The sequence below is a fragment of the Klebsiella sp. 28 genome, assembly GCF_018223905.1.
GTDB classification, from domain to species: Bacteria; Pseudomonadota; Gammaproteobacteria; order Enterobacterales; family Enterobacteriaceae; genus Klebsiella; species Klebsiella pneumoniae.
In genome coordinates this window covers 47,323-68,248 of the sequence record NZ_JAGRQY010000021.1, presented here as the reverse complement: position 1 = coordinate 68,248, position 20,926 = coordinate 47,323, and the positions used below count along the sequence as shown (strand labels likewise).

Genomic DNA, 20,926 nt, shown 5'->3' with positions numbered 1-20,926 from the left:
TTTTCGCGCGCTAATCCCAGCGAGGCGACAGGATTCACAGAAGCGTAAAAAAATGTCCAGGACATGGCGCGTTTAGCGTTGTCTGATTAGCATAAGTAAAGCCGCCTGCCGAACCGGCAGGGGTTTTTAAGCGGCACGATGCTGCGAAAATGCACCGGAAAGAGGAAGAGCTTGTGGAAAAAGCCAAAAAAATGACGTGGCATCTTTTGGCTGCCAGCGTTGGTTTGTTGACGTTGAGTCAGCTGGCGCATGCGGATTCACTGGATGAACAGCGCAGCCGCTACGCACAAATTAAGCAGGCGTGGGATAACCGGCAGATGGATGTAGTCGACCAGCTGATGCCCACGTTAAGCACCTATCCCCTGTATCCCTATTTGCAGTACCGACAGATCACCGACGATCTGATGAACCAGCCGGCGCTGGTGGTGAAAAACTTTATTGACGCCAATCCGACGCTGCCCCCTGCGCGTTCATTACGTTCGCGCTTCGTGAATGAACTGGCCCGGCGCAGCGACTGGCGCGGCTTGCTGGCGTTTAGCCCGGATAAGCCGACCAGCACCGAGGCGCAGTGCAACTATTACTACGCCAAGCTGAGCGTGGGGCAGTCGCAGGAGGCCTGGAGCGGGGCGAAAGAGCTGTGGCTGACGGGCAAGAATCAGCCCGGCGCCTGTGAACCGCTGTTCAGCGCCTGGCGCGACTCCGGTCAGCAGGATCCGCTGGCCTATCTCGAACGGATCCGCCTGGCGATGAAGGCCGGCAATATCGGGCTGGTGAAATCGCTGGCCCAGCAAATGCCCGCCAACTACCAGAGCATCGCCAGCGCCGTGGTCGCCCTGGCTAACGATCCAAACAGCGTCCTCACCTTCGCCCGCACCACCGGGGCGACGGACTTTACCCGTCAGATGGCCGCCGTCGCCTTCGCCAGCGTCGCCCGCCAGGACGTGGAAAATGCCCGCCTGATGATCCCTTCGCTGGTACAGGCTCAGCAGCTCAATGAGGATCAGACCCAGGAACTGCGCGATATTGTCGCCTGGCGCCTGATGGGTAGCGATGTAACCGAAGAGCAGGCCATCTGGCGCGATGACGCAATCATGCGTTCGCAGTCCACGCCGCTGGTGGAGCGGCGGGTACGGATGGCGTTGGGGACGGGCGATCGCCATGGCCTCAACACCTGGCTGGCGCGCCTGCCGATGGAGGCGAAAGAGAAAGACGAATGGCGCTACTGGCAGGCGGATCTGCTGCTGGAGCGCGGCAGGGATGAGGAGGCGCAGGCGATCCTTCGCTCGTTGATGCAACAGCGAGGCTTCTACCCGATGGTCGCCGCGCAGCGTCTTGGCGAGGAGTATACCTTCCGCATCGATAAAGCCTCGGGCACCATCGATCCGGCGCTGGCCTCCGGGCCGGAGATGGCGCGGGTACGTGAGCTGATGTACTGGAATATGGATAACACCGCGCGCACCGAATGGGCCAACCTGGTCACTAGTCGCACCAAATCCCAGCAGGCGCAGCTGGCGCGCTATGCCTTCGATCAGCACTGGTGGGATCTGAGCGTGCAGGCGACGATCGCCGGTAAGCTTTGGGATCAGCTGGAAGAACGTTTCCCGCTGGCCTATAACGACCTGTTTGCCCGCTATGTTAGCGGCAAAGATATTCCGCAGAGCTACGCGATGGCGATTGCCCGTCAGGAGAGCGCCTGGAACCCGAAAGTGCGCTCGCCGGTCGGCGCCAGCGGACTGATGCAGATTATGCCGGGCACCGCGACGCATACCGTCAGTATGTTCAGCATTCCCGGCTACAGCGGCCCGTCGCAGCTGTTGGATCCGGAAACCAACATCAATATCGGCACCAGCTATCTGCAGTACGTTTATCAGCAGTTCGGCAATAACCGTATCTACGCCTCAGCGGCCTATAACGCCGGGCCGGGCCGGGTACGCAGCTGGCAGGGGAACAGCGCCGGACGGATCGACGCCGTGGCGTTTGTCGAGAGTATTCCGTTTTCGGAAACCCGCGGCTACGTGAAGAATGTCCTCTCCTATGACGCCTACTACCGCTACTTTATGGGGCAGCAGGATAAGATCCTCAGCGATGCGGAGTGGCGCCAGCGTTACTGATCGCTGGGAAGTATGTTATGCTTTGTACTCGTTGAAGAGTACATTCGACGGGCAGCGTAAGCTGCCCGTCTCAATATGGTGGCGCGATATGACCCAACAATCTCCCTATTCCGCGGCCGTTGCCGAACAACGTCATCAGGAGTGGCTGCGCTTTGTTGCCCTGCTTCAGCAGGCCTATGCTGAGGATCTGCATCTGCCGTTGCTGCAGCTGATGCTGACGCCCGACGAGCGCGAAGCCCTGGGTACCCGGGTGCGCATTATCGAAGAGTTGCTGCGCGGCGAGATGAGCCAGCGTGAGCTGAAAAATGAGCTCGGCGCCGGAATTGCGACCATTACCCGCGGGTCGAACAGCCTGAAATCGGCGCCGGTAGAGCTGCGCCAGTGGCTTGAGCAGACGCTGCTGGCTAGCGATAAATAGCGTTATGGAACGGGCTTAGCGCCAGTACGACCGCCTGGTGGTAAACGCTGCTGCGGGTTAATCTGCCGCCGGTGAAAACCCCAATCGCCCCCTCTTTACGACCGATCTGATCGATGCCGGTATACTGCGACATGACCGGGCCGAGCGCTTCGCCAGCGCGAACCTGCTCAAGAATAACGTCAGGCAACGGCAGCGTGGCTGAGCGCGCTTCTCCGCGCTGGCTGGCGCTTTCGATGACCACCCAGCTAAAGGTGCTGTCATCGTCGATACCGGCTTCGATGGCTACCCAGAAATCGGCATTTGGCTGGGCAAGGCGCGCATTGGCGACGCGATTTCGTGCGCCAGCGCGCGTTTCCTCGCTGCCGAAGGGCTGTTCCGGCACGCCGCTCTCGACGGCGACGGACTCAATGTGGCAGGATCCTTCGCCGAAAATCTCGTCAAAAGCCTGCAGAATTGCCTGAATTTTGGCGGGATTAGTGGTCGCTGAGACAACATGGTGCATAATCAAAACAACTCAGAATAAACTAACGTCATCGCAGTATACTCTAAATCACCCCGAGGGCAGGCGGTAATGCCCGAAAGCGGTTGATAACGAGTCCAGAACGGAAAAAAAGCATGTTACAAGTATACCTTGTTCGCCACGGTGAAACGCAGTGGAACGCCGAGCGACGTATTCAGGGTCAGTCCGACAGCCCGCTGACCGCCCATGGTGAGCGCCAGGCCTGGCAGGTGGGCGAGCGCGCCAGAACGCTGGGGATCACCCATATCATTACCAGCGATCTGGGGCGAACCCGCCGCACAGCAGAAATTATCGCCGAAGCCTGCGGCTGCAGCGTGATCGCCGATGCGCGCCTGCGCGAACTGGATATGGGGGTGCTGGAGAAGCGCCATATCGACTCGCTCAGCGAAGAAGAAGAAGGCTGGCGTCGCCAGCTGGTCAACGGCACACCGGACGGTCGTATTCCGCAGGGCGAATCGATGCAGGAGCTCAGCGAGCGTATGCATGCGGCGCTGGCATCCTGTCTGGAATTACCCGCCGGTAGCCGGCCGCTGCTGGTGAGTCATGGGATCGCGCTGGGCTGCCTGGTGAGCACGATATTAGGGCTGCCGGCGTACGCTGAGCGTCGTCTGCGGCTGCGCAACTGCTCTATTTCGCGCGTCGACTATCAGCAAAGCCCGTGGCTGGCTTCCGGCTGGGTGGTGGAAACGGCGGGCGACGTCTCGCATCTTGACGCCCCCGCAATGGACGAGCTGCAGCGTTAACGGCGGATCGGGATCAGATACTCGCAGCGCAACTGAATCGGCGTGGCCTGATCCCGGCTTTCATCTTCAGGGTAGAAGCGTTCAATATCCAGCCCCTTGCGACGCGTCAGGTTCAGCATCGGCATGCAGGTGCCGTAGACGGTCAGGATGAATTCCTGCAGACCGGTACCCAGCCCTTCATACGTAAACATGACATACTCGCCGCCCTCCAGGGTCACTGGATGGGCATGCTGCAGGTGGCCGTTAGCCATCTCCGGCGTCAGCGCGGTGGTATAGAATACTTCCTGCTCATCGTCTTTTTCCAGGCTCGGACGCGGCTCATGCAGCCCGTAGAGCACCGGGGGGATTGACGGTGAGTTGCCGAGGAAGTCTCGCCAGAACTGGACCCGCATCTGGTTACGAAAATCGGAGATTTCCTCGAGCTTACAGGTATAGCTCTGGGTCACGCCAAGCAGCTGAGTAGGGGGCAGAGTGATAAACTCATGTTTCGGCAGGGTAAATTCGCCAAGACGCAGCGGCGGGCGCATACCGAACGAGCTCCAGTCCGGCGAGCGGCGGTAGAGCGCCGGCGTCAGCGAGAATTGCTTCTTAAACGCTCGGGTGAAGGTCTGCTGGGAGTCGAAACGGTACTGCAGCGCAATATCAAGGATTGGACGGGCGGTCAGGCGTAATGCGACAGCAGATTTCGACAAGCGGCGCGCGCGAATATAGGCACCGATGGCATGGCCGGTGACATCCTTAAACATTCGCTGCAAATGCCACTTGGAATAACCTGCCTTCGCCGCCACATTATCCAGAGAAAGCGGCTGATCCAGGTGACCTTCCAGCCAGCTAAGGAGATCGCGAATAATCCCTGCTTGATCCATAAAATGTCCCCATCCTTAAACACAGGTGCCTGATATTAAAGTAGCGGATAATAGCATTTTTTGATGTTTTAGCATTCAGTGTTTTTTTTGCTTTTAAATGCGGTAGGTCAGGGGATTTGAACGATAATTTTGTAAAGCTGTGATCTATAAACCTTTTCTGCTAAGTGCGTGATAATCACTCAGCTATATTTTTTAATAATGGTAACAATATGAAATACAAGAAGTTTGCGATGGGGCTGCTCCTGCTGACCGGTAGCCAGCTGGCTCAGGCGGAGCAGATTGGTTCCGTGGATACGGTCTTCAAATGGTTAGGGCCGGATCACAAAATCGTCGTCGAAGCCTTTGACGATCCGGATGTGCAGAACGTGACCTGCTATATCAGCCGGGCGAAAACCGGTGGCATCAAAGGCGGGCTGGGGCTGGCGGAAGATACCTCTGACGCGGCGATTTCCTGCCAGCAGGTCGGGCCGATTGAGCTAACGGACAAAATCAAAAACGGCAAAAGCCAGGGCGACGTGGTGTTCCAGAAGCGCACCTCGCTGGTGTTTAAAAAACTGCAGGTCGTGCGATTCTATGATGCGAAGCGCAATGCGCTGGTCTATCTGACCTACTCGGATAAAGTGGTTGATGGCTCGCCGAAGAACGCCATCAGCGCCGTGCCGATCATGCCATGGAATAAATAAACGGGAGCGCGCATGCAGCAGCCACGGATTTGGTTAGTTGAGGATGAACAGAGTATCGCTGATACCCTGGTTTACATGCTGCAGCAGGAGGGCTTCCAGGTCAGCGTCTTTGGCCGCGGTTTGCCCGCGCTGGAGGCGGCGGCGCATCAGGCGCCAGATGTCGCCATCCTCGACGTCGGCTTGCCGGATATCAGCGGCTTCGAGCTCTGTCGGCGTCTGCTGACGCGTTATCCGGCGCTGCCGGTGCTGTTTTTGACGGCGCGTAGCGACGAGGTCGATAAGCTGCTGGGGCTGGAAATCGGCGCTGACGATTACATCGCCAAGCCGTTTTCACCACGCGAAGTCTGCGCGCGGGTGCGAACCGTGCTGCGGCGGCTGCAGAAGTTTGCCGCGCCATCGCCGGTGGTACGCGTCGGCGAGTTTGTGCTCGATGAGCAGGCGGCGGCGATCAGCTGGTTCGGCCAGCCGCTGAATCTGACGCGCTACGAATTTCTGCTGTTGAAAACCCTGCTTCACGCGCCCGGTCGCGTCTTCTCCCGTCAGCAGCTGATGGAGCTGGTGTGGATCGATGCCTGGGAAAGCCTCGACCGTACCGTCGATACCCATATCAAAACCCTGCGCGCTAAGCTGCGGGCTGTGAATCCTGAAAAGGCGCCAATCAATACCCATCGCGGTATGGGCTACAGCCTGGGGCGCGGCTGATGCGTATCGGCATGCGCCTGCTGCTGGGCTATTTTCTTATCGTCGCGATCGCCGCGTGGTTTGTGCTGTCGATCTTTGTCCAGGAAGTGAAGCCGGGCGTGCGCCGGGCGACAGAGGGGACCCTCAATGATACCGCTACCCTGTTGGCGGCGCTGGCGCGTGAGGATCTGCTGGCGGCAAACCCGCAGCAGGGCAGGCTGGCGCAGGCCTTTCACCAGCTCAACCAGCAGCCGCTCAACGCCAATATTGGCGGAATTAAAAAGGTACGTAATGAGTACCGCGTCTATCTGACCGATGCCCGGGGCAAGGTGGTGTTTGACTCCAGCGGGCAGGCGACAGGGCAGGACTATTCGCGCTGGAACGATGTCTGGCTCACCCTGCGCGGCCAGTACGGCGCGCGCAGTACGCGCAGCGATCCGCATGATGAAGCCAGCTCGGTGATGTATATCGCCGCGCCGGTGATGGATAAGGGACGGATTATCGGCGTGCTGAGCGTCGGTAAACCCAACCTGGCGATGACGCCGGTCATTAAGCGCAGCGAGCGGCGGATCCTCTGGGCCGGCGGCGCCCTGCTGGGCATTGCGCTGTTGATTGGCGGCGGCGTCGTCTGGTGGATCAATTTCTCTATCGGCAAGCTGGTGCGCTATGCGGACTCGGTGACCGCTGAGCGCCCGCTGCCGCTGCCGGAGGTTGGCAGCAGCGAATTGCGCAAGCTGGCCCAGGCTCTGGAGAGCATGCGGGTAAAGCTCGAAGGTAAGAATGCCATCGAAAACTATGTCTATGACCTGACCCATGAACTGAAAAGCCCGCTGGCGGCCATCCGCGGCGCGGCGGAGATCCTGCGCGAAGGGCCGCCGCCTGAGGTGGCGGCGCGGTTTACTGATAATATCCTCGCGCAAAACACCCGGATGCAACTGCTGGTGGAGCGGCTGCTCCAGCAGGCGAGACTGGAAAGCCGGCTGGAGATAAAGCAGCATCCGGTGTCGATAGATGCGCTATACCAACGGCTGACGGAGGAGCGCAACATCGCTCTGGCGGCGAAAGCTATCACCCTGCGCTGGCGGGAGAGTGGGATGCTGGTCAATGGCGATGGCGAGCTGCTGGCCCAGGCGCTGGGTAATCTGCTCGACAACGCGATTGACTTTACCCCCCAGGGCGGTGAGATCGCCCTGGCTGCGGAGAAGCGAAATGAAGAGGTGCAATTGAGCGTTATCGACAACGGGTGCGGTATTCCGGACTATGCCCTGGAACGAATCTTTGAGCGATTCTATTCGCTGCCGCGCGAAGACGGCCATAAGAGCAGCGGCCTTGGGCTGGCGTTCGTTCGTGAAGTCGCGCGCCTGCATCACGGCGATATCAATCTGCACAATCGGCCCGAAGGCGGCGTGGTCGCCACGCTGCGACTTCACCGTCCCTTCACATAGCTTCAAATTCTCCCCACACAGCCGTCCTATTGTGAGGCCATCACGATAGGGAGAAAGGCTATGTTGAAATCACCGTTATTCTGGAAAATCACCACGTTAATAGGCTGTATTGTGCTGCTATCTTTGCCGTTAATGATGGTCAGGGAGCTTATTAATGAGCGAGCGGATTATCGTAGCGAAGTGGTGGACGCCATTGAGCAAAGCACCAGCGGCTCGCAAAAACTCGCCGGACCGCTGATCGCTATTCCGATAACCGAGACCCTGACCCGCATGGAGAACCAAAAAGAGGTCAACTATCAGCGGAGCTGGGTGTATTACTGGCTGCCGGAGTCGCTGGCGGTCACCGGCAAACAGACCGTGGAGTCGAGGAGGGTGGGTATCTACAGCGGCCAGGTCTGGCATAACGTCTTGCAGATTAAGGCCTCGTTTGATCCGCTGCGTCTGGCGGCGCTGAGAAAAACGAATATCGTCTTAGGCCAGCCGCGGCTGGTGGTGAGCGTCGGCGATGCCCGCGGCATTGGCGCCATCCATGCCCCGGAGGTCAACGGTAGCGTATTAAGCGTGGAGCCGGGGCTGGGGATAAGCGGCGATGGCGCAGGTATTCATATGCCAATGCCTGCGCTGGCGGAGGACAACAAGCCGCTTGAGATTGCCTTTTCACTCGATCTGAACGGGACGGGTGAGTTTTCACTGGTGCCGCTCGGGCGTAACAGCGAGCTGCAGCTGACCAGTAACTGGCCGCATCCCGGTTTTCTCGGCAGCTTCCTGCCAACGCAACGGGAAGTGAGTGCTGCCGGCTATCGCGCCCACTGGCAAAGCAGCTGGTTCGCCAACGATATGGGGAGCTATTTCAAGGATGATATGGAGATCCCGTGGTCGCGACTGCCGGCGTTCAGTGCCGATGTGATGTCCCTTGCCGACCAGTACCAGCTAACCGATCGGGCGACAAAATATGCCATCCTGTTAATCGGGCTGACCTTTATGGCTTTTTTCGTGTTCGAGAGCCTGACCCGTCGTCCCCTGCATCCGATGCAATATCTGCTGGTGGGCTTATCGCTGGTGCTGTTTTACCTGGTGCTGCTGGCGCTCTCAGAGCACATTGGTTTTACCGCCGCCTGGCTGGCGGCCAGCCTGTCTGGCGCGGTGATGAATGGGATCTACCTTCAGGCGGTGCTCAGAGGATGGCGTAACAGCCTGCTGTTTGTCGCCGCGCTACTGCTGCTGGATGGCGTGATGTGGTTTCTGTTGCATTCTGAGGATAGCGCGCTGCTGCTGGGTACCGGGGTGCTGGCGCTGGCGCTGAGCGTCCTGATGTTTTTGACCCGTCGCGTGGACTGGTATGCGTTATCGCTGCCGAAAGGCACAGTGCCTCCGACACCGGCTGCCGATGACGATAAGCTGCGTCTCTGGAAAGAGTGACGGTATAAAAAACGGCGCCCCTGGGGCGCCGTTTTCGCATCATGGCTGCGGAATAAATCGTATTATTCCTGCAGATCGCCACAGAAACGGTAGCCTTCACCGTGAATGGTAGCGATGATTTCCGGGGTATCCGGAGTGGATTCGAAGTGTTTACGAATCCGACGAATGGTCACGTCAACGGTACGGTCATGCGGCTTCAGCTCGCGACCGGTCATTTTCTTCAGCAGCTCGGCACGAGACTGAATTTTGCCCGGGTTTTCGCAGAAGTGCAGCATCGCGCGGAATTCACTGCGCGGCAGCTTGTACTGTTCGCCGTTCGGGCTAACCAGGGAACGGCTGTTGATATCGAGTTCCCAGCCGTTGAACTTGTAGCTTTCCACGCTGCGACGCTCTTCGCTCACGGTACCGAGGTTCATGGTACGGGAGAGCAGGTTGCGCGCGCGGATAGTCAGTTCACGCGGGTTAAACGGTTTAGTGATATAGTCGTCAGCGCCGATTTCGAGGCCAAGGATCTTATCCACTTCGTTGTCGCGGCCGGTTAAGAACATCAGCGCGACGTCAGCCTGCTCGCGCAGCTCGCGCGCCAGCAGAAGACCATTTTTACCCGGCAGGTTGATATCCATGATCACCAGGTTGATATCATTTTCAGACAGGATCTGATGCATTTCCGCGCCATCGGTCGCTTCGAATACATCGTAACCTTCTGCTTCGAAAATACTTTTTAACGTGTTGCGTGTTACCAACTCGTCTTCAACGATAAGAATGTGCGGGGTCTGCATGTTTGCTACCTAAATTGCCAACTAAATCGAAACAGGAAGTACCAAAGTCCCTGACCTGCCTGCTGCATGTCGCAAATTAACATGCGCGGCGTAACATGACTAAAGTACGTAATTGCGTTCTTGATGCACTTTCCATCAACGTCAACAACATCATTAGCTTGGTCGTGGGTACTTTCCCTCTGGACCCGACGGTGTCAAAAACGGCTGACATCCTAACCATTTTAACAGCAACATAACAGGCTAAGAGAGGCCGAACACCCAATAAAACTACGCTTCGTTGACATATATCAAGTTCAATTGTAGCACGTTAACAGTCTTGTGAAATCATTGCATCGCCATGCTCTTTATAGTCACAATCTTTACCCGGCTCAACTAGTTGCGTGGATAAATTAATAAATACAGTGAATCCAAAGCCTGAAACGATGCATCAGATGAAATTGCATTGCCCATCATATGGATAAATGGGTTCTGTTAACATACTCCTTGTCACGGCCTCCTGAGAACAGTTTAGATTTTTTTATGGGTAAGAAAACGCAATTTTAGTGATTTTTGTTGCAAATTTGTAAATTTTCACCGCGTAAAATGGGGGGCGCTGCGCCTCGATAACGCCTGAGAGAGAGAAAGAAACCGCAATGCGTTTAACGATTATTTTAGTCGGTCCTGCCCGGGCCGAGAACGTCGGCGCTGCCGCCAGGGCGATGAAAACCATGGGATTTCGCGAACTACGGATCGTCGATAGCGAAGCCCACCTGGCGCCGCCGGCACGCTGGGTGGCGCATGGCTCAGGCGACATCCTCGATGGTATCACCACCTATCCCACCCTTGCCGAGGCGCTGCATGACGTTGATTTTACCGTCGCCACCACCGCCCGCAGCCGCGCGCGTTTTCACTATTACGCCACGCCGCAGCAGCTGTTGCCGCTGCTGGAGGAGAAGGCGCAGTGGATGAACCATACTGCCCTGGTATTTGGTCGTGAGGACGCCGGATTGACCAATGAGGAGCTGGCGCTGGCTGATGTGTTGACCGGTGTGCCGATGGCTGCGGATTATCCGTCGCTGAATCTCGGCCAGTCGGTGATGGTCTACTGTTATCAATTAGCATCGCTAATGCAACAAACGGCGCCCGCCGCCGCTGCGGCAGACCATCATCAGCTGCAGGCCTTACGTACTCGTACCCTGGCGTTACTTTCGCGTTTGGGCGTGGAGGATGATGCCAAACTGGCCGACTGGTTGTCGCAACGGCTGGGCCTGCTGCAGCAGCGCGACACGGCAATGTTGCATCGTTTGCTGCATGATATTGAAAAAAACCTGCCAGAATAAAACTCTGCCATATTTTTTATTTATGGATGTGTATGCTGTTCTATGAGCTGGTTTTCCGCCGATCTGGATGTTTTTTCTCACGGCAGCGGGAAAATACGTAAGCCTGCTGAAATGGGGCAAATTGAGAAATTCATTGACTTAAGACGGCAGATACTTTAACCAATATAGGCAGGACATACAGACAGATAAAAATACAGAGTACACAACATCCATGAATCGCATCGGCATGATTACCACCATTATCACCACCACCATTACCACAGGTAACGGTGCGGGCTGACGCGTACAGGAAACACAGAAAAAAGCCCGCACCTGAACAGTGCGGGCTTTTTTTTTGACAAGAGATCAAGGGGTAAGAACCATGCGAGTGTTGAAGTTCGGCGGTACATCAGTGGCAAATGCGGAACGGTTTCTGCGGGTTGCCGATATTCTGGAGAGTAATGCCAGGCAGGGGCAGGTAGCGACGGTCCTGTCTGCCCCGGCGAAGATCACTAACCACCTGGTAGCGATGATTGAAAAGACCATTGGCGGCCAGGATGCCCTCCCCAATATTGCCGACGCCGAACGCATTTTTGCCGAACTTCTTCAGGGCCTTGCCGACGCCCAGCCCGCTTTCCCGCTTGCCCAGTTAAAAGCCTTCGTGGAGCAGGAATTTGCTCAGATTAAGCATGTTCTGCACGGCATCAGCCTGCTGGGTCAGTGCCCGGACAGCGTCAATGCCGCGCTGATCTGCCGCGGCGAAAAGCTCTCCATCGCCATCATGGCGGGTCTGCTGGAAGCTCGTGGACATAAAGTCAGTGTCATTAACCCGGTCGAAAAACTGCTTGCCGTGGGCCACTATCTGGAATCCACCGTCGATATCGCCGAATCCACCCGCCGCATTGCCGCCAGCCAGATCCCGGCAGACCATATGATCCTGATGGCCGGGTTTACCGCCGGCAATGAGAAAGGCGAGCTGGTGGTGCTGGGGCGTAACGGCTCCGACTACTCGGCTGCGGTACTGGCCGCCTGCCTGCGCGCTGACTGCTGCGAAATCTGGACCGATGTCGACGGAGTGTACACCTGCGATCCGCGTCAGGTGCCGGATGCGCGCCTGCTGAAATCGATGTCTTATCAGGAGGCGATGGAGCTCTCCTACTTTGGCGCGAAAGTGCTGCACCCGCGCACCATTGCCCCTATCGCCCAGTTCCAAATCCCATGCCTGATTAAAAATACCGGCAACCCGCAGGCGCCGGGAACGCTTATCGGCGCCAGCCGCGACGAGGACGATTTGCCGGTGAAAGGCATCTCTAACCTCAACAACATGGCGATGTTCAACGTCTCCGGGCCGGGGATGAAAGGGATGGTCGGCATGGCGGCCCGCGTCTTCGCCACCATGTCCCGCGCCGGCATCTCGGTGGTGTTGATCACTCAATCTTCTTCGGAGTACAGCATCAGTTTCTGCGTGCCGCAGAGCGACTGCGCACGTGCCAAACGGGCGATGGAAGATGAGTTTTATCTGGAGCTGAAAGAGGGGCTGCTGGAGCCGCTGGCGATTATGGAGCGTCTGGCGATCATCTCCGTGGTGGGCGACGGAATGCGTACCCTGCGCGGTATCTCGGCGAAATTCTTTGCGGCGCTGGCCCGCGCCAATATCAATATCGTGGCGATTGCCCAGGGCTCTTCCGAGCGCTCAATTTCGGTAGTGGTCAGCAATGACGACGCCACCACCGGCGTGCGCGTGACCCATCAGATGCTGTTCAACACCGACCAGGTGATTGAAGTGTTTGTCATCGGCGTCGGCGGCGTCGGCGGCGCGCTGCTAGAGCAGATCAAGCGCCAGCAGGGGTGGCTGAAGAACAAACATATCGATCTGCGCGTCTGCGGTGTAGCCAATTCTCAGGCGCTGCTGACCAGCGTGCATGGCCTGAATCTGGAAAACTGGAGTGCGGAACTGGCGGAGGCGAAAGAGCCGTTTAATCTTGGCCGCCTGATCCGCCTGGTGAAAGAGTACCACCTGCTCAATCCGGTGATCGTCGACTGTACCTCCAGCCAGGCGGTCGCCGATCAGTATGCCGACTTCCTGCGCGAAGGTTTCCATGTGGTGACGCCGAACAAAAAGGCCAATACCTCTTCGCTGGATTACTATCACCAGCTGCGCCATGCGGCCAGCAGCTCGCGGCGTAAGTTCCTCTATGACACTAACGTTGGCGCGGGCCTGCCGGTGATTGAGAACCTGCAGAACCTGCTCAACGCCGGCGATGAGCTGCGCCATTTCTCCGGGATCCTGTCCGGCTCCCTGTCGTTTATCTTCGGCAAGCTGGACGAGGGGGTGAGTTTCTCCGCGGCGACGGCGATGGCCCGTGAGATGGGGTATACCGAGCCGGATCCGCGCGACGATTTATCCGGGGTGGATGTGGCGCGTAAACTGCTGATTCTGGCCCGTGAGACCGGGCGTGAACTGGAGCTGGCGGACATTATCGTCGAGTCGGCGCTGCCGCCGGACTTCGACGCCAGCGGCGATGTCGAGACCTTTATGGCCCGCCTGCCGTCGCTGGACGATGGTTTTGCCTCGCGGGTTGCTAAGGCGCGCGATGAAGGTAAAGTCTTGCGCTACGTCGGTAACATCGAAGAGGATGGTACCTGCCGGGTAAAAATAGCCGCGGTTGACGGCAACGATCCGCTGTTCAAAGTTAAGAATGGTGAGAACGCGCTGGCTTTTTATAGCCATTATTATCAGCCATTGCCGCTGGTGCTGCGCGGCTATGGCGCCGGGAACGACGTCACGGCGGCCGGCGTATTCGCCGACCTGCTGCGCACCCTGTCCTGGAAGTTAGGAGTTTAAGATGGTCAAAGTATATGCCCCGGCTTCCAGTGCCAATATGAGCGTCGGGTTTGATGTGTTGGGCGCGGCGGTCACGCCGGTCGATGGCACGCTGCTTGGCGACAACGTCACTGTCGAAGCGGCGGAGCAATTTAGCCTGCAGAATCTTGGACGCTTCGCCAGCAAACTGCCGACGGCGCCGCAGGAGAACATTGTTTACCAGTGCTGGGAAAGCTTTTGCCGGGAGATCGGCAAGACGGTGCCGGTGGCGATGACGCTGGAAAAAAACATGCCGATTGGCTCCGGGCTGGGTTCCAGCGCCTGCTCGGTGGTCGCTGCGCTGGTGGCCATGAACGAGTTCTGCGGCAAGCCGCTGAACGAGACGCGCATGCTGGCGCTGATGGGAGAGATGGAAGGGCGTATCTCCGGCAGCATTCACTACGACAACGTGGCGCCGTGCTATCTTGGCGGCATGCAGTTGATGATCGAAGAGAATGGGATTATCAGTCAGCAGGTGCCCGGGTTTGATGAGTGGCTGTGGGTGCTGGCCTATCCGGGGATTAAAGTCTCTACTGCTGAAGCGCGGGCGATTCTGCCGGCGCAGTATCGCCGCCAGGATTGTATCGCCCATGGTCGCCACCTCGCGGGCTTTATTCACGCCTGCTACACCCGCCAGCCGCAGCTGGCGGCAAAATTGATGAAAGATGTGATTGCCGAACCGTACCGAACCAAACTGCTGCCGGGCTTTAGCGAAGCGCGTCAGGCGGCCATGGAAATGGGCGCCCAGGCTTGCGGCATCTCCGGCTCTGGCCCAACGCTGTTCGCGTTGTGTGATAAACCGGATACCGCACAGCGCGTCGCCGACTGGCTTGGCGCGCACTATCTGCAGAATCAGGAAGGCTTTGTTCATATTTGCCGGCTGGACACGGCGGGCGCACGCGTAGTGGGATAACCAATGAAACTGTATAACTTAAAAGATCATAACGAGCAGGTCAGCTTTGCGCAGGCCGTCACCCAGGGACTTGGCAAGCATCAGGGCCTGTTCTTTCCGCACGATCTGCCGGAATTCAGCCTGACTGAAATTGACGACATGCTGGCGCAGGACTTTGTCACCCGTAGCGCCAAAATTTTATCCGCCTTTATCGGCGATGAGATCCCGCAGGATGTCCTGCAGCAGCGGGTGCGCGCGGCGTTTGCGTTTCCGGCGCCCGTAAGCAAGGTTCAGGAAGATGTCGGCTGTCTGGAGCTGTTCCATGGCCCTACGCTGGCGTTCAAGGATTTCGGCGGCCGCTTTATGGCACAGATGCTGACCCACATCGCAGGCGATAAGCCGGTCACCATCCTCACCGCGACCTCTGGCGACACCGGGGCGGCGGTGGCGCATGCTTTCTACGGCCTGCCGAACGTCAAGGTAGTGATCCTCTATCCGCGCGGCAAGATCAGTCCCCTGCAGGAGAAGCTGTTCTGTACCCTCGGCGGCAATATTGAAACCGTGGCGATTGATGGCGACTTTGATGCCTGCCAGGCGCTGGTGAAGCAGGCGTTTGACGATGAAGAGCTGAAGGCGACGCTGGGTCTCAACTCGGCTAACTCCATCAACATCAGCCGCCTGCTGGCGCAGATCTGTTACTACTTCGAAGCGGCGGCGCAGCTGCCGCAGGAAGCCCGCAATCAGCTGGTGATTTCCGTGCCGAGCGGCAACTTCGGCGATCTGACCGCCGGTCTGCTGGCCAAGTCGCTGGGGCTGCCGATCAAGCGCTTTATCGCCGCCACCAACGCCAACGACACCGTTCCGCGCTATCTGCAGGGCGGCGAGTGGGCGCCAAAAGCCACCCAGGCGACGCTGTCCAACGCCATGGACGTCAGCCAGCCGAACAACTGGCCGCGCGTTGAAGAGCTGTTCCGCCGTAAAATCTGGCGTCTCAGCGAGCTGGGCTATGCCGCGGTCGATGATGAGACCACCAAAGCAGCGATGCGCGAGCTGAAGGCCATCGGCTACATCTCTGAACCGCATGCGGCGATTGCCTGGCGCGCGCTGCGCGATCAGCTGCAGCCGGGAGAGTACGGCCTGTTCCTCGGCACCGCCCATCCGGCGAAGTTCAAAGAGAGCGTGGAGGAGATCCTGCAGGAGACTCTGCCGCTGCCGAAGGAGCTGGCCGACCGCGCCGACCTGCCGCTGCTGTCTCACAACCTGCCGGCGGATTTCGCCGCGCTGCGTAAGCTGATGATGGGCTAAGCCAGGCAATAATATCGGCAACATGATCGACCAAACCGGGCAGCTATTGCCCGGTTTTTATATTTAACGCACTTTTCCATATCAGTAAAATTTCTCTCCATAAAATTCCCCACACTATTTTATTGTCAGCGCACTGCTTTTATTGCAAACTCTTTTACGGATTGTCCTCTTTGCCGGATAATTCCACTGGATTATCTTTTTTATTTATTATTTCATGCTGCTTATATTTATGCTGCTGATTTTATTATGAAGCAGCTATAGATATCATTTGTTATAGATGCATTGTTAATGCACAAGGTTTTCAAGGAGGAAACATGCGTATTTTATCTCTTTTTTTGGTGGTGTTCGCTTTAACAGGCTGCTCCGGGACAACGATTGGCGGTAATGAAGATAAATTAACGCCAGCCTATCTGAAACAACATCTCATTGTCGGAAAAACCACCAAGGCCGAGGTTCGTCAGTATTTTGGTGCCCCGGATTCTGGTCATACGACGGTGACGGCGTCGGGTAAAGAGAGCTGGTATTATTCAGTAGATAAAGGGATCAACCTGGTCAGCCTCGCGGGTTCCATGATCCCGGTAACCGGGGCATCGCAAGCTGCCGATGCGGTCGATAAGTCCAGCCAAAAAGATTCGAACTCGCTGATGATTTTCTTCGATGAAAAAGGCGTGGTGGAAAACTGGGTGCGTTAAAATAAGTAATAATCTGCTTAATTATATTGAAAAGGGGAATAACTCCCCTTTTTTATTACCGTAACGTGTTACTGCTCGTGGCGTTTAAACACCAGTTCGCCTTTCTCTGAGGCATCCGCATCAAAGAAATAGCCTTCGCTATTAAAGGCTTTGAGCTGCTCCGGCTGGGTTAAGCGGTTTTCAATAATGTAGCGACTCATCAGGCCGCGGGCTTTCTTCGCATAAAAACTGATCACTTTGAATTTGCCGTTCTTCTCATCGAGGAATACCGGCTTGATCAGCTGACCCTGCAATTTTGGCGTTTTCACCGATTTAAAATATTCATCGGAAGCCAGGTTGATGACGATATCGTCGCCCTGGTCGCGCAGCGCCTGATTCAGCTTCTCGGTAATGGTATCCCCCCAGAACTGGTACAGATCTTTGCCGCGCGGATTTTCCAGACGGATCCCCATCTCCAGGCGGTAGGGCTGCATCAGGTCTAACGGGCGCAGCACGCCATACAGTCCGGAGAGCATGCGCAGATGCTGCTGGGCGAAGTCAAAGTCGTCCTCGGTGAGTGTCTCTGCCTGCAGGCCAGTGTAGACATCGCCTTTAAAGGCGAGGATCGCCTGGCGGGCATTTTGCGGCGTAAAGTCAGGGTGCCAGTCGTGGAAGCGGGTGGCGTTTAGATCCGCCAGCTTGTCGCTAATGCTCATCAGCTTGCCGATTTGCGGCGCGGTCAGCTTACGGGCGATGCCGATAAGCTGCTGAGAATACTCGAGGAGTTCGGGCTGGGTATAGCGAGTCGTTGCCAGCGGGCTTTGATAATCGAGCGTTTTAGCAGGTGAAATCAGAATCAGCATATCCAGTCCTTGCAGGTAATTTCGACGAATTTTAACAAAAAAAGTGCATGGTGGGATCGATAGCTGCAATTGCCGCGCTATTCGCGCGGCAATTCATTCCAGGCGCCCGGGGCCAGCTGTTGGTCAATATCCGGGTAACGAGTGGCATCGAAAGTCGGCTGGATACCCAGCCGCCGCTGACGCAGATAATCGCTGGCGATAATCCGCACCGTCGGGGAGAGCAACAGAATGGCCGTCAGGTTGGTCATCGCCATCAGCGCCATGATGATATCCGCGCTCTGCCAGACGACAGGCAGGCTAACCATGGTCCCCAACAGCACCATCAGGACGGTGAGTATTCGCAGCCCCCAGATATAGCGTGGCTTATCCAGGCGCAGGAAGACCAGATTATTTTCCGCGTACACGTAGTTGGCTACGATAGAGCTAAAGGCGAACAGCAGCACGATGAGGGCGATAAAACCCGCTCCCCAGCCGCCGACCAGCACGCTCATCGCGTGTTGCAAGTCCTGAATACCGTTGAGCGTATATTCATTGTCGGGCCGCGGCGCCAGCATGACGATAATCGCGCTGGCGGTACAGATCACGATAGTATCGATAAACACGCCAATCATCTGCACGATCCCCTGCGCCGCCGGGTGCGGCGGCCAGGAGGCGGCGGCCGCGGCGGCGTTAGGCGAAGAGCCCATCCCTGCTTCATTGGAGAACATGCCGCGCTGGAAGCCGCTGGTCAGCGCCTGGCTGATGGTGTAGCCCACCGCGCCGGCGGCGGCCTCCTGCCAGCCGAAGGCGCAGCGAAAGATGGTGGCGAAAATCGTCGGCAGGGCGGTGATGTGCCACAGGCCGATGAGCAGGCTGGTGGCGATCCACAACAGCGCCATAAAGGGAACGATCCATTGCATCAGACGCGCCACGCCGCGTAAACCACGGAGGATCGCCAGCAAAACGACAACGGCCAGCACGCCGCCGCTGACCGCCGCCGGCAGATCGAACGCATAGCGCAAGGCATGGGCCACGGAGTTAGCCTGCACGGTATTGAAGATAAAACCATAGGCCAGCAGGAGGAGGATCGAAAACAGGACGCCCATCCAACGCATGCCGAGCCCGCGCGCCATGTACCAGGCCGGGCCGCCGCGAAACTGTCCGCGGCTATCGCGTTCTTTATACAGCTGAGCAAGGGAACATTCAGCAAAGCTGCTGGCCATGCCGAGCAGGGCGGAAACCCACATCCAGAATACGGCGCCGGGCCCACCGGCGGCGATCGCCAGCGTCACCCCGGCAAGATTGCCGCTGCCGACCCGGGCGGCAAGGCTGGTACAGAGCGCCTGAAAGGACGTTAAACCACCCGGCTGCGGGTGCAGGCTTTTTTTTAGACTGCGGCCGAATTTGCGCACATAACGAAACTGAATACCCCGGGTTTGCCAGCTAAACCAGATACCGGCGCCCAGTAGCAGATAAATCATCACTGAGCCCCAGAGTATTTCATTGATAAATGAGAGAAAATCAGGCATTAAACATCCTCTTGTCCATGCCGGCACGCCAGTGTAAGCGTTACCAATTAAGTGACAATCCTTTCGCTTTCAGCAAATTAATCTGCATAGTTTATCACACTCTGCGCTCTTCTCTCGTCGGCGGTTGCGCTGATCCGGCAGCGTGTTATCATCTGGGCAGACCGGTTACATCCCCTTAACTGCTGTTTAAGAGAAATATATCATGACGGATAAATTAACTTCTCTGCGTCAGTACACCACTGTCGTCGCTGACACCGGAGATATTGCGGCAATGAAGCTGTATCAGCCTCAGGATGCCACCACTAACCCTTCCCTGATTCTCGGCGCGGCTCAGATCCCTGAGTACCGTAAGCTGATTGACGACGCTGTCGCCTGGGCTCGTAGCCAGAGCAGCGATCGCGCGCAGCAGATCCTCGATGCTTCCGATAAGCTGGCGGTGAACATCGGTCTCGAAATTCTGAAACTGATCCCGGGCCGTATCTCCACCGAAGTGGACGCACGTCTCTCCTATGACACCGAAGCGTCTATCGCGAAAGCCAAGCGCATCATCAAGCTGTACAACGACGCGGGCATCAGCAACGATCGCATTCTGATCAAACTGGCCTCCACCTGGCAGGGCATTCGCGCCGCTGAACAGCTGGAAAAAGAAGGCATTAACTGTAACCTGACGCTGCTGTTCTCCTTCGCTCAGGCTCGCGCTTGCGCCGAAGCGGGCGTCTTCCTGATTTCGCCGTTCGTTGGCCGTATCCTCGACTGGTACAAAGCCAACACCGACAAGAAAGAGTACGCACCGGCAGAAGATCCGGGCGTAGTTTCCGTCAGCGAAATCTACGAGTATTACAAGCAGCACGGCTATGAAACCGTCGTGATGGGCGCAAGCTTCCGTAACGTTGGCGAAATTCTGGAACTGGCTGGCTGTGACCGCCTGACCATCGCCCCGGCGCTGCTGAAAGAGCTGTCCGAAAGCGAAGGCGCCGTTGAGCGTAAGCTGGTATATACCGGTGAAGTGAAAGCGCGTCCGGAGCGTATTACCGAATCTGAGTTCCTGTGGCAGCATAACCAGGATCCGATGGCGGTAGACAAACTGGCGGAAGGTATCCGTAAGTTTGCGATCGACCAGGAAAAACTGGAAAAAATGATCGACGAACTGCTGTAATCCCGCAGGTGGCCGACGCCCGTCGGCCACATTACACTGTCTGTCCCGCCTCCGGCAGTGTATCATTTCGTTTAACGCCACAGTTTGAACGGAATAACCATGAATACCTTACGAATCGGCTTAGTTTCCATTTCCGATCGCGCCTCCAGCGGCGTCTATCAGGACAAAGGCATCCCGGCACTGGAAGAGTGGCTGGCACGTGCCCTGACCACCCCTTTCGAGCTGCAAACCCGTCTGATTCCGGATGAGCAGGCCATCATTGAGCAAACGCTGTGCGAACTGGTTGACGAAATGGGGTGCCATCTGGTGCTGACCACCGGCGGAACCGGCCCTGCGCGTCGCGATGTGACGCCCGACGCAACGCTGGCGATCGCCGATCGCGAGATGCCGGGCTTCGGCGAGCAAATGCGCCAGGTTAGCCTACACTTTGTGCCGACGGCTATCCTTTCCCGGCAGGTCGGTGTGATCCGCAAGCAGGCGCTGATCCTCAACCTTCCCGGGCAACCGAAAGCAATTCAGGAGACTCTGGAAGGGGTGAAAGATGCTGACGGCAACGTGCTGGTGCACGGTATTTTCGCAAGTGTACCTTATTGTGTACAGTTGCTTGAAGGGCCTTATGTGGAAACCGATGGCCGTGTAGTAGAAGCTTTTCGTCCCAAGAGTGCCAGACGCGAAACTTTATCCTGAATTTGATGCATTTTTGAT

General features: G+C 57.1%; 21 protein-coding genes and 1 other annotated feature. Of the genes, 16 read left to right on the top strand and 5 right to left on the bottom strand.

Going from position 1 to position 20,926, the window contains the following annotated elements; translation table 11 throughout:
- Window positions 1-173 precede the first annotated feature (173 nt).
- Together sltY and trpR are read left to right on the top strand one after the other, a co-directional pair.
- The gene (sltY, locus tag KHQ28_RS03990) at window positions 174-2,111 is read left to right on the top strand and encodes a murein transglycosylase (RefSeq protein ID WP_002887806.1); all 1,938 of its coding nucleotides are present in this window, start codon (window positions 174-176) and stop codon (window positions 2,109-2,111) included.
- Window positions 2,112-2,199: 88 nt separating this feature from the next.
- The gene (gene trpR, locus KHQ28_RS03985; RefSeq protein WP_002887809.1) at window positions 2,200-2,529 is read left to right on the top strand and encodes a trp operon repressor; all 330 of its coding nucleotides are present in this window, start codon (window positions 2,200-2,202) and stop codon (window positions 2,527-2,529) included.
- Here the strand turns inward: trpR and yjjX are convergent.
- Window positions 2,516-3,031, bottom strand: a complete 516-nt coding sequence (gene yjjX, locus KHQ28_RS03980; RefSeq protein ID WP_002887810.1) for an inosine/xanthosine triphosphatase — start codon at window positions 3,029-3,031, stop codon at window positions 2,516-2,518. The two genes, trpR and yjjX, sit on opposite strands and share 14 nt — an antisense overlap.
- Before the next feature lie 113 nt (window positions 3,032-3,144).
- Here yjjX and gpmB point away from each other — a divergent pair, with 113 nt between their 5' ends.
- Window positions 3,145-3,792: a 2,3-diphosphoglycerate-dependent phosphoglycerate mutase GpmB gene (gene gpmB, locus KHQ28_RS03975; protein ID WP_002887811.1), complete on the top strand. Its 648-nt coding sequence runs from the start codon at window positions 3,145-3,147 to the stop codon at window positions 3,790-3,792.
- Here gpmB and robA read toward each other — a convergent pair.
- Entirely contained in the window at window positions 3,789-4,658 is an 870-nt protein-coding gene (robA, locus tag KHQ28_RS03970) for an MDR efflux pump AcrAB transcriptional activator RobA (protein ID WP_002887812.1), read from the bottom strand. The genes gpmB and robA overlap by 4 nt on opposite strands.
- Window positions 4,659-4,867: 209 nt before the next feature.
- Between robA and creA the strand changes: the two genes are divergently transcribed.
- Genes creA through creD form a run of 4 tightly spaced genes read left to right on the top strand, consistent with a single transcriptional unit; the run spans window position 4,868 to window position 8,886 of the window.
- On the top strand, window positions 4,868-5,341 hold the full coding sequence (gene creA, locus KHQ28_RS03965; RefSeq protein WP_004182876.1) for a protein CreA: 474 nt from the start codon (window positions 4,868-4,870) through the stop codon (window positions 5,339-5,341).
- Window positions 5,342-5,353: 12 nt separating this feature from the next.
- Window positions 5,354-6,043: a two-component system response regulator CreB gene (creB, locus tag KHQ28_RS03960; RefSeq protein WP_002887820.1), complete on the top strand. Its 690-nt coding sequence runs from the start codon at window positions 5,354-5,356 to the stop codon at window positions 6,041-6,043.
- Window positions 6,043-7,467 (top strand): two-component system sensor histidine kinase CreC, encoded by a 1,425-nt coding sequence (gene creC / locus KHQ28_RS03955; RefSeq protein ID WP_002887823.1) that lies wholly within the window; start codon window positions 6,043-6,045, stop codon window positions 7,465-7,467. Before creB ends, creC begins: the two co-directional genes overlap by 1 nt.
- Window positions 7,468-7,527: 60 nt before the next feature.
- Complete coding sequence (gene creD / locus KHQ28_RS03950) at window positions 7,528-8,886, top strand: cell envelope integrity protein CreD (RefSeq protein ID WP_032418066.1); 1,359 nt, start codon at window positions 7,528-7,530, stop codon at window positions 8,884-8,886.
- Window positions 8,887-8,948: 62 nt separating this feature from the next.
- Here the strand turns inward: creD and arcA are convergent, their stop codons facing one another.
- Window positions 8,949-9,665 carry a two-component system response regulator ArcA gene (gene arcA / locus KHQ28_RS03945; protein ID WP_002887843.1) on the bottom strand — a complete coding sequence of 239 codons (717 nt, stop codon included), beginning with the start codon at window positions 9,663-9,665 and terminating at the stop codon, window positions 8,949-8,951.
- A gap of 95 nt (window positions 9,666-9,760) precedes the next feature.
- Between arcA and yjjY the strand changes: the two genes are divergently transcribed.
- The 7 genes from yjjY to KHQ28_RS03910 all read left to right on the top strand — a co-directional run bounded on the left by yjjY (window position 9,761) and on the right by KHQ28_RS03910 (window position 16,715).
- Complete coding sequence (gene yjjY, locus KHQ28_RS03940) at window positions 9,761-9,901, top strand: protein YjjY (RefSeq protein ID WP_004146984.1); 141 nt, start codon at window positions 9,761-9,763, stop codon at window positions 9,899-9,901.
- Between the two features lie 396 nt (window positions 9,902-10,297).
- Window positions 10,298-10,984 (top strand): tRNA/rRNA methyltransferase, encoded by a 687-nt coding sequence (locus KHQ28_RS03935; protein ID WP_002887846.1) that lies wholly within the window; start codon window positions 10,298-10,300, stop codon window positions 10,982-10,984.
- 211 nt (window positions 10,985-11,195) lie between these two features.
- Window positions 11,196-11,264: a thr operon leader peptide gene (gene thrL / locus KHQ28_RS03930; protein ID WP_004222578.1), complete on the top strand. Its 69-nt coding sequence runs from the start codon at window positions 11,196-11,198 to the stop codon at window positions 11,262-11,264.
- Window positions 11,203-11,320, top strand: a sequence feature (Thr leader region). Its footprint overlaps the gene before it by 62 nt.
- 25 nt (window positions 11,321-11,345) lie before the next feature.
- Entirely contained in the window at window positions 11,346-13,808 is a 2,463-nt protein-coding gene (thrA, locus tag KHQ28_RS03925) for a bifunctional aspartate kinase/homoserine dehydrogenase I (RefSeq protein ID WP_002887848.1), read from the top strand.
- A 1-nt stretch (window position 13,809) separates the two neighbouring features.
- On the top strand, window positions 13,810-14,739 hold the full coding sequence (gene thrB / locus KHQ28_RS03920; protein ID WP_002887853.1) for a homoserine kinase: 930 nt from the start codon (window positions 13,810-13,812) through the stop codon (window positions 14,737-14,739).
- A 3-nt stretch (window positions 14,740-14,742) separates the two neighbouring features.
- A complete protein-coding gene (thrC, locus tag KHQ28_RS03915) occupies window positions 14,743-16,023 on the top strand; it encodes a threonine synthase (protein WP_002887863.1) in 1,281 nt (426 codons plus the stop codon).
- Between the two features lie 314 nt (window positions 16,024-16,337).
- Window positions 16,338-16,715 (top strand): hypothetical protein, encoded by a 378-nt coding sequence (locus KHQ28_RS03910; protein WP_002887866.1) that lies wholly within the window; start codon window positions 16,338-16,340, stop codon window positions 16,713-16,715.
- A gap of 68 nt (window positions 16,716-16,783) precedes the next feature.
- Here the strand turns inward: KHQ28_RS03910 and yaaA are convergent, their stop codons facing one another.
- A complete protein-coding gene (gene yaaA, locus KHQ28_RS03905) occupies window positions 16,784-17,557 on the bottom strand; it encodes a peroxide stress protein YaaA (protein WP_004178561.1) in 774 nt (257 codons plus the stop codon).
- Window positions 17,558-17,634: 77 nt separating this feature from the next.
- Entirely contained in the window at window positions 17,635-19,065 is a 1,431-nt protein-coding gene (locus KHQ28_RS03900; RefSeq protein ID WP_002887871.1) for a sodium:alanine symporter family protein, read from the bottom strand.
- A gap of 202 nt (window positions 19,066-19,267) precedes the next feature.
- On the opposite strand from KHQ28_RS03900, the gene tal reads away from it, so the two are divergent.
- Window positions 19,268-20,221: a transaldolase gene (gene tal, locus KHQ28_RS03895; protein ID WP_002887897.1), complete on the top strand. Its 954-nt coding sequence runs from the start codon at window positions 19,268-19,270 to the stop codon at window positions 20,219-20,221.
- A gap of 99 nt (window positions 20,222-20,320) precedes the next feature.
- Complete coding sequence (gene mog / locus KHQ28_RS03890; protein WP_002887898.1) at window positions 20,321-20,908, top strand: molybdopterin adenylyltransferase; 588 nt, start codon at window positions 20,321-20,323, stop codon at window positions 20,906-20,908.
- The last annotated feature ends 18 nt before the right edge of the window (window positions 20,909-20,926 follow it).

Bases quoted from the DNA above. Each gene is read 5' to 3' on its own strand.
- creC (WP_002887823.1), top strand. From the start codon at position 6,043: ATGCGTATCGGCATGCGCCTGCTGCTGGGCTATTTTCTTATCGTCGCG.
- gpmB (WP_002887811.1), top strand. From the start codon at position 3,145: ATGTTACAAGTATACCTTGTTCGCCACGGTGAAACGCAGTGGAACGCC.
- yjjX (WP_002887810.1), bottom strand. From the start codon at position 3,031: ATGCACCATGTTGTCTCAGCGACCACTAATCCCGCCAAAATTCAGGCA.
- thrB (WP_002887853.1), top strand. From the start codon at position 13,810: ATGGTCAAAGTATATGCCCCGGCTTCCAGTGCCAATATGAGCGTCGGG.
- yaaA (WP_004178561.1), bottom strand. From the start codon at position 17,557: ATGCTGATTCTGATTTCACCTGCTAAAACGCTCGATTATCAAAGCCCG.
- trpR (WP_002887809.1), top strand. From the start codon at position 2,200: ATGACCCAACAATCTCCCTATTCCGCGGCCGTTGCCGAACAACGTCAT.
- robA (WP_002887812.1), bottom strand. From the start codon at position 4,658: ATGGATCAAGCAGGGATTATTCGCGATCTCCTTAGCTGGCTGGAAGGT.
- creA (WP_004182876.1), top strand. From the start codon at position 4,868: ATGAAATACAAGAAGTTTGCGATGGGGCTGCTCCTGCTGACCGGTAGC.
- KHQ28_RS03900 (WP_002887871.1), bottom strand. From the start codon at position 19,065: ATGCCTGATTTTCTCTCATTTATCAATGAAATACTCTGGGGCTCAGTG.
- arcA (WP_002887843.1), bottom strand. From the start codon at position 9,665: ATGCAGACCCCGCACATTCTTATCGTTGAAGACGAGTTGGTAACACGC.
- creB (WP_002887820.1), top strand. From the start codon at position 5,354: ATGCAGCAGCCACGGATTTGGTTAGTTGAGGATGAACAGAGTATCGCT.
- KHQ28_RS03935 (WP_002887846.1), top strand. From the start codon at position 10,298: ATGCGTTTAACGATTATTTTAGTCGGTCCTGCCCGGGCCGAGAACGTC.
- thrC (WP_002887863.1), top strand. From the start codon at position 14,743: ATGAAACTGTATAACTTAAAAGATCATAACGAGCAGGTCAGCTTTGCG.
- creD (WP_032418066.1), top strand. From the start codon at position 7,528: ATGTTGAAATCACCGTTATTCTGGAAAATCACCACGTTAATAGGCTGT.
- thrA (WP_002887848.1), top strand. From the start codon at position 11,346: ATGCGAGTGTTGAAGTTCGGCGGTACATCAGTGGCAAATGCGGAACGG.
- KHQ28_RS03910 (WP_002887866.1), top strand. From the start codon at position 16,338: ATGCGTATTTTATCTCTTTTTTTGGTGGTGTTCGCTTTAACAGGCTGC.
- tal (WP_002887897.1), top strand. From the start codon at position 19,268: ATGACGGATAAATTAACTTCTCTGCGTCAGTACACCACTGTCGTCGCT.
- yjjY (WP_004146984.1), top strand. From the start codon at position 9,761: ATGACTAAAGTACGTAATTGCGTTCTTGATGCACTTTCCATCAACGTC.
- mog (WP_002887898.1), top strand. From the start codon at position 20,321: ATGAATACCTTACGAATCGGCTTAGTTTCCATTTCCGATCGCGCCTCC.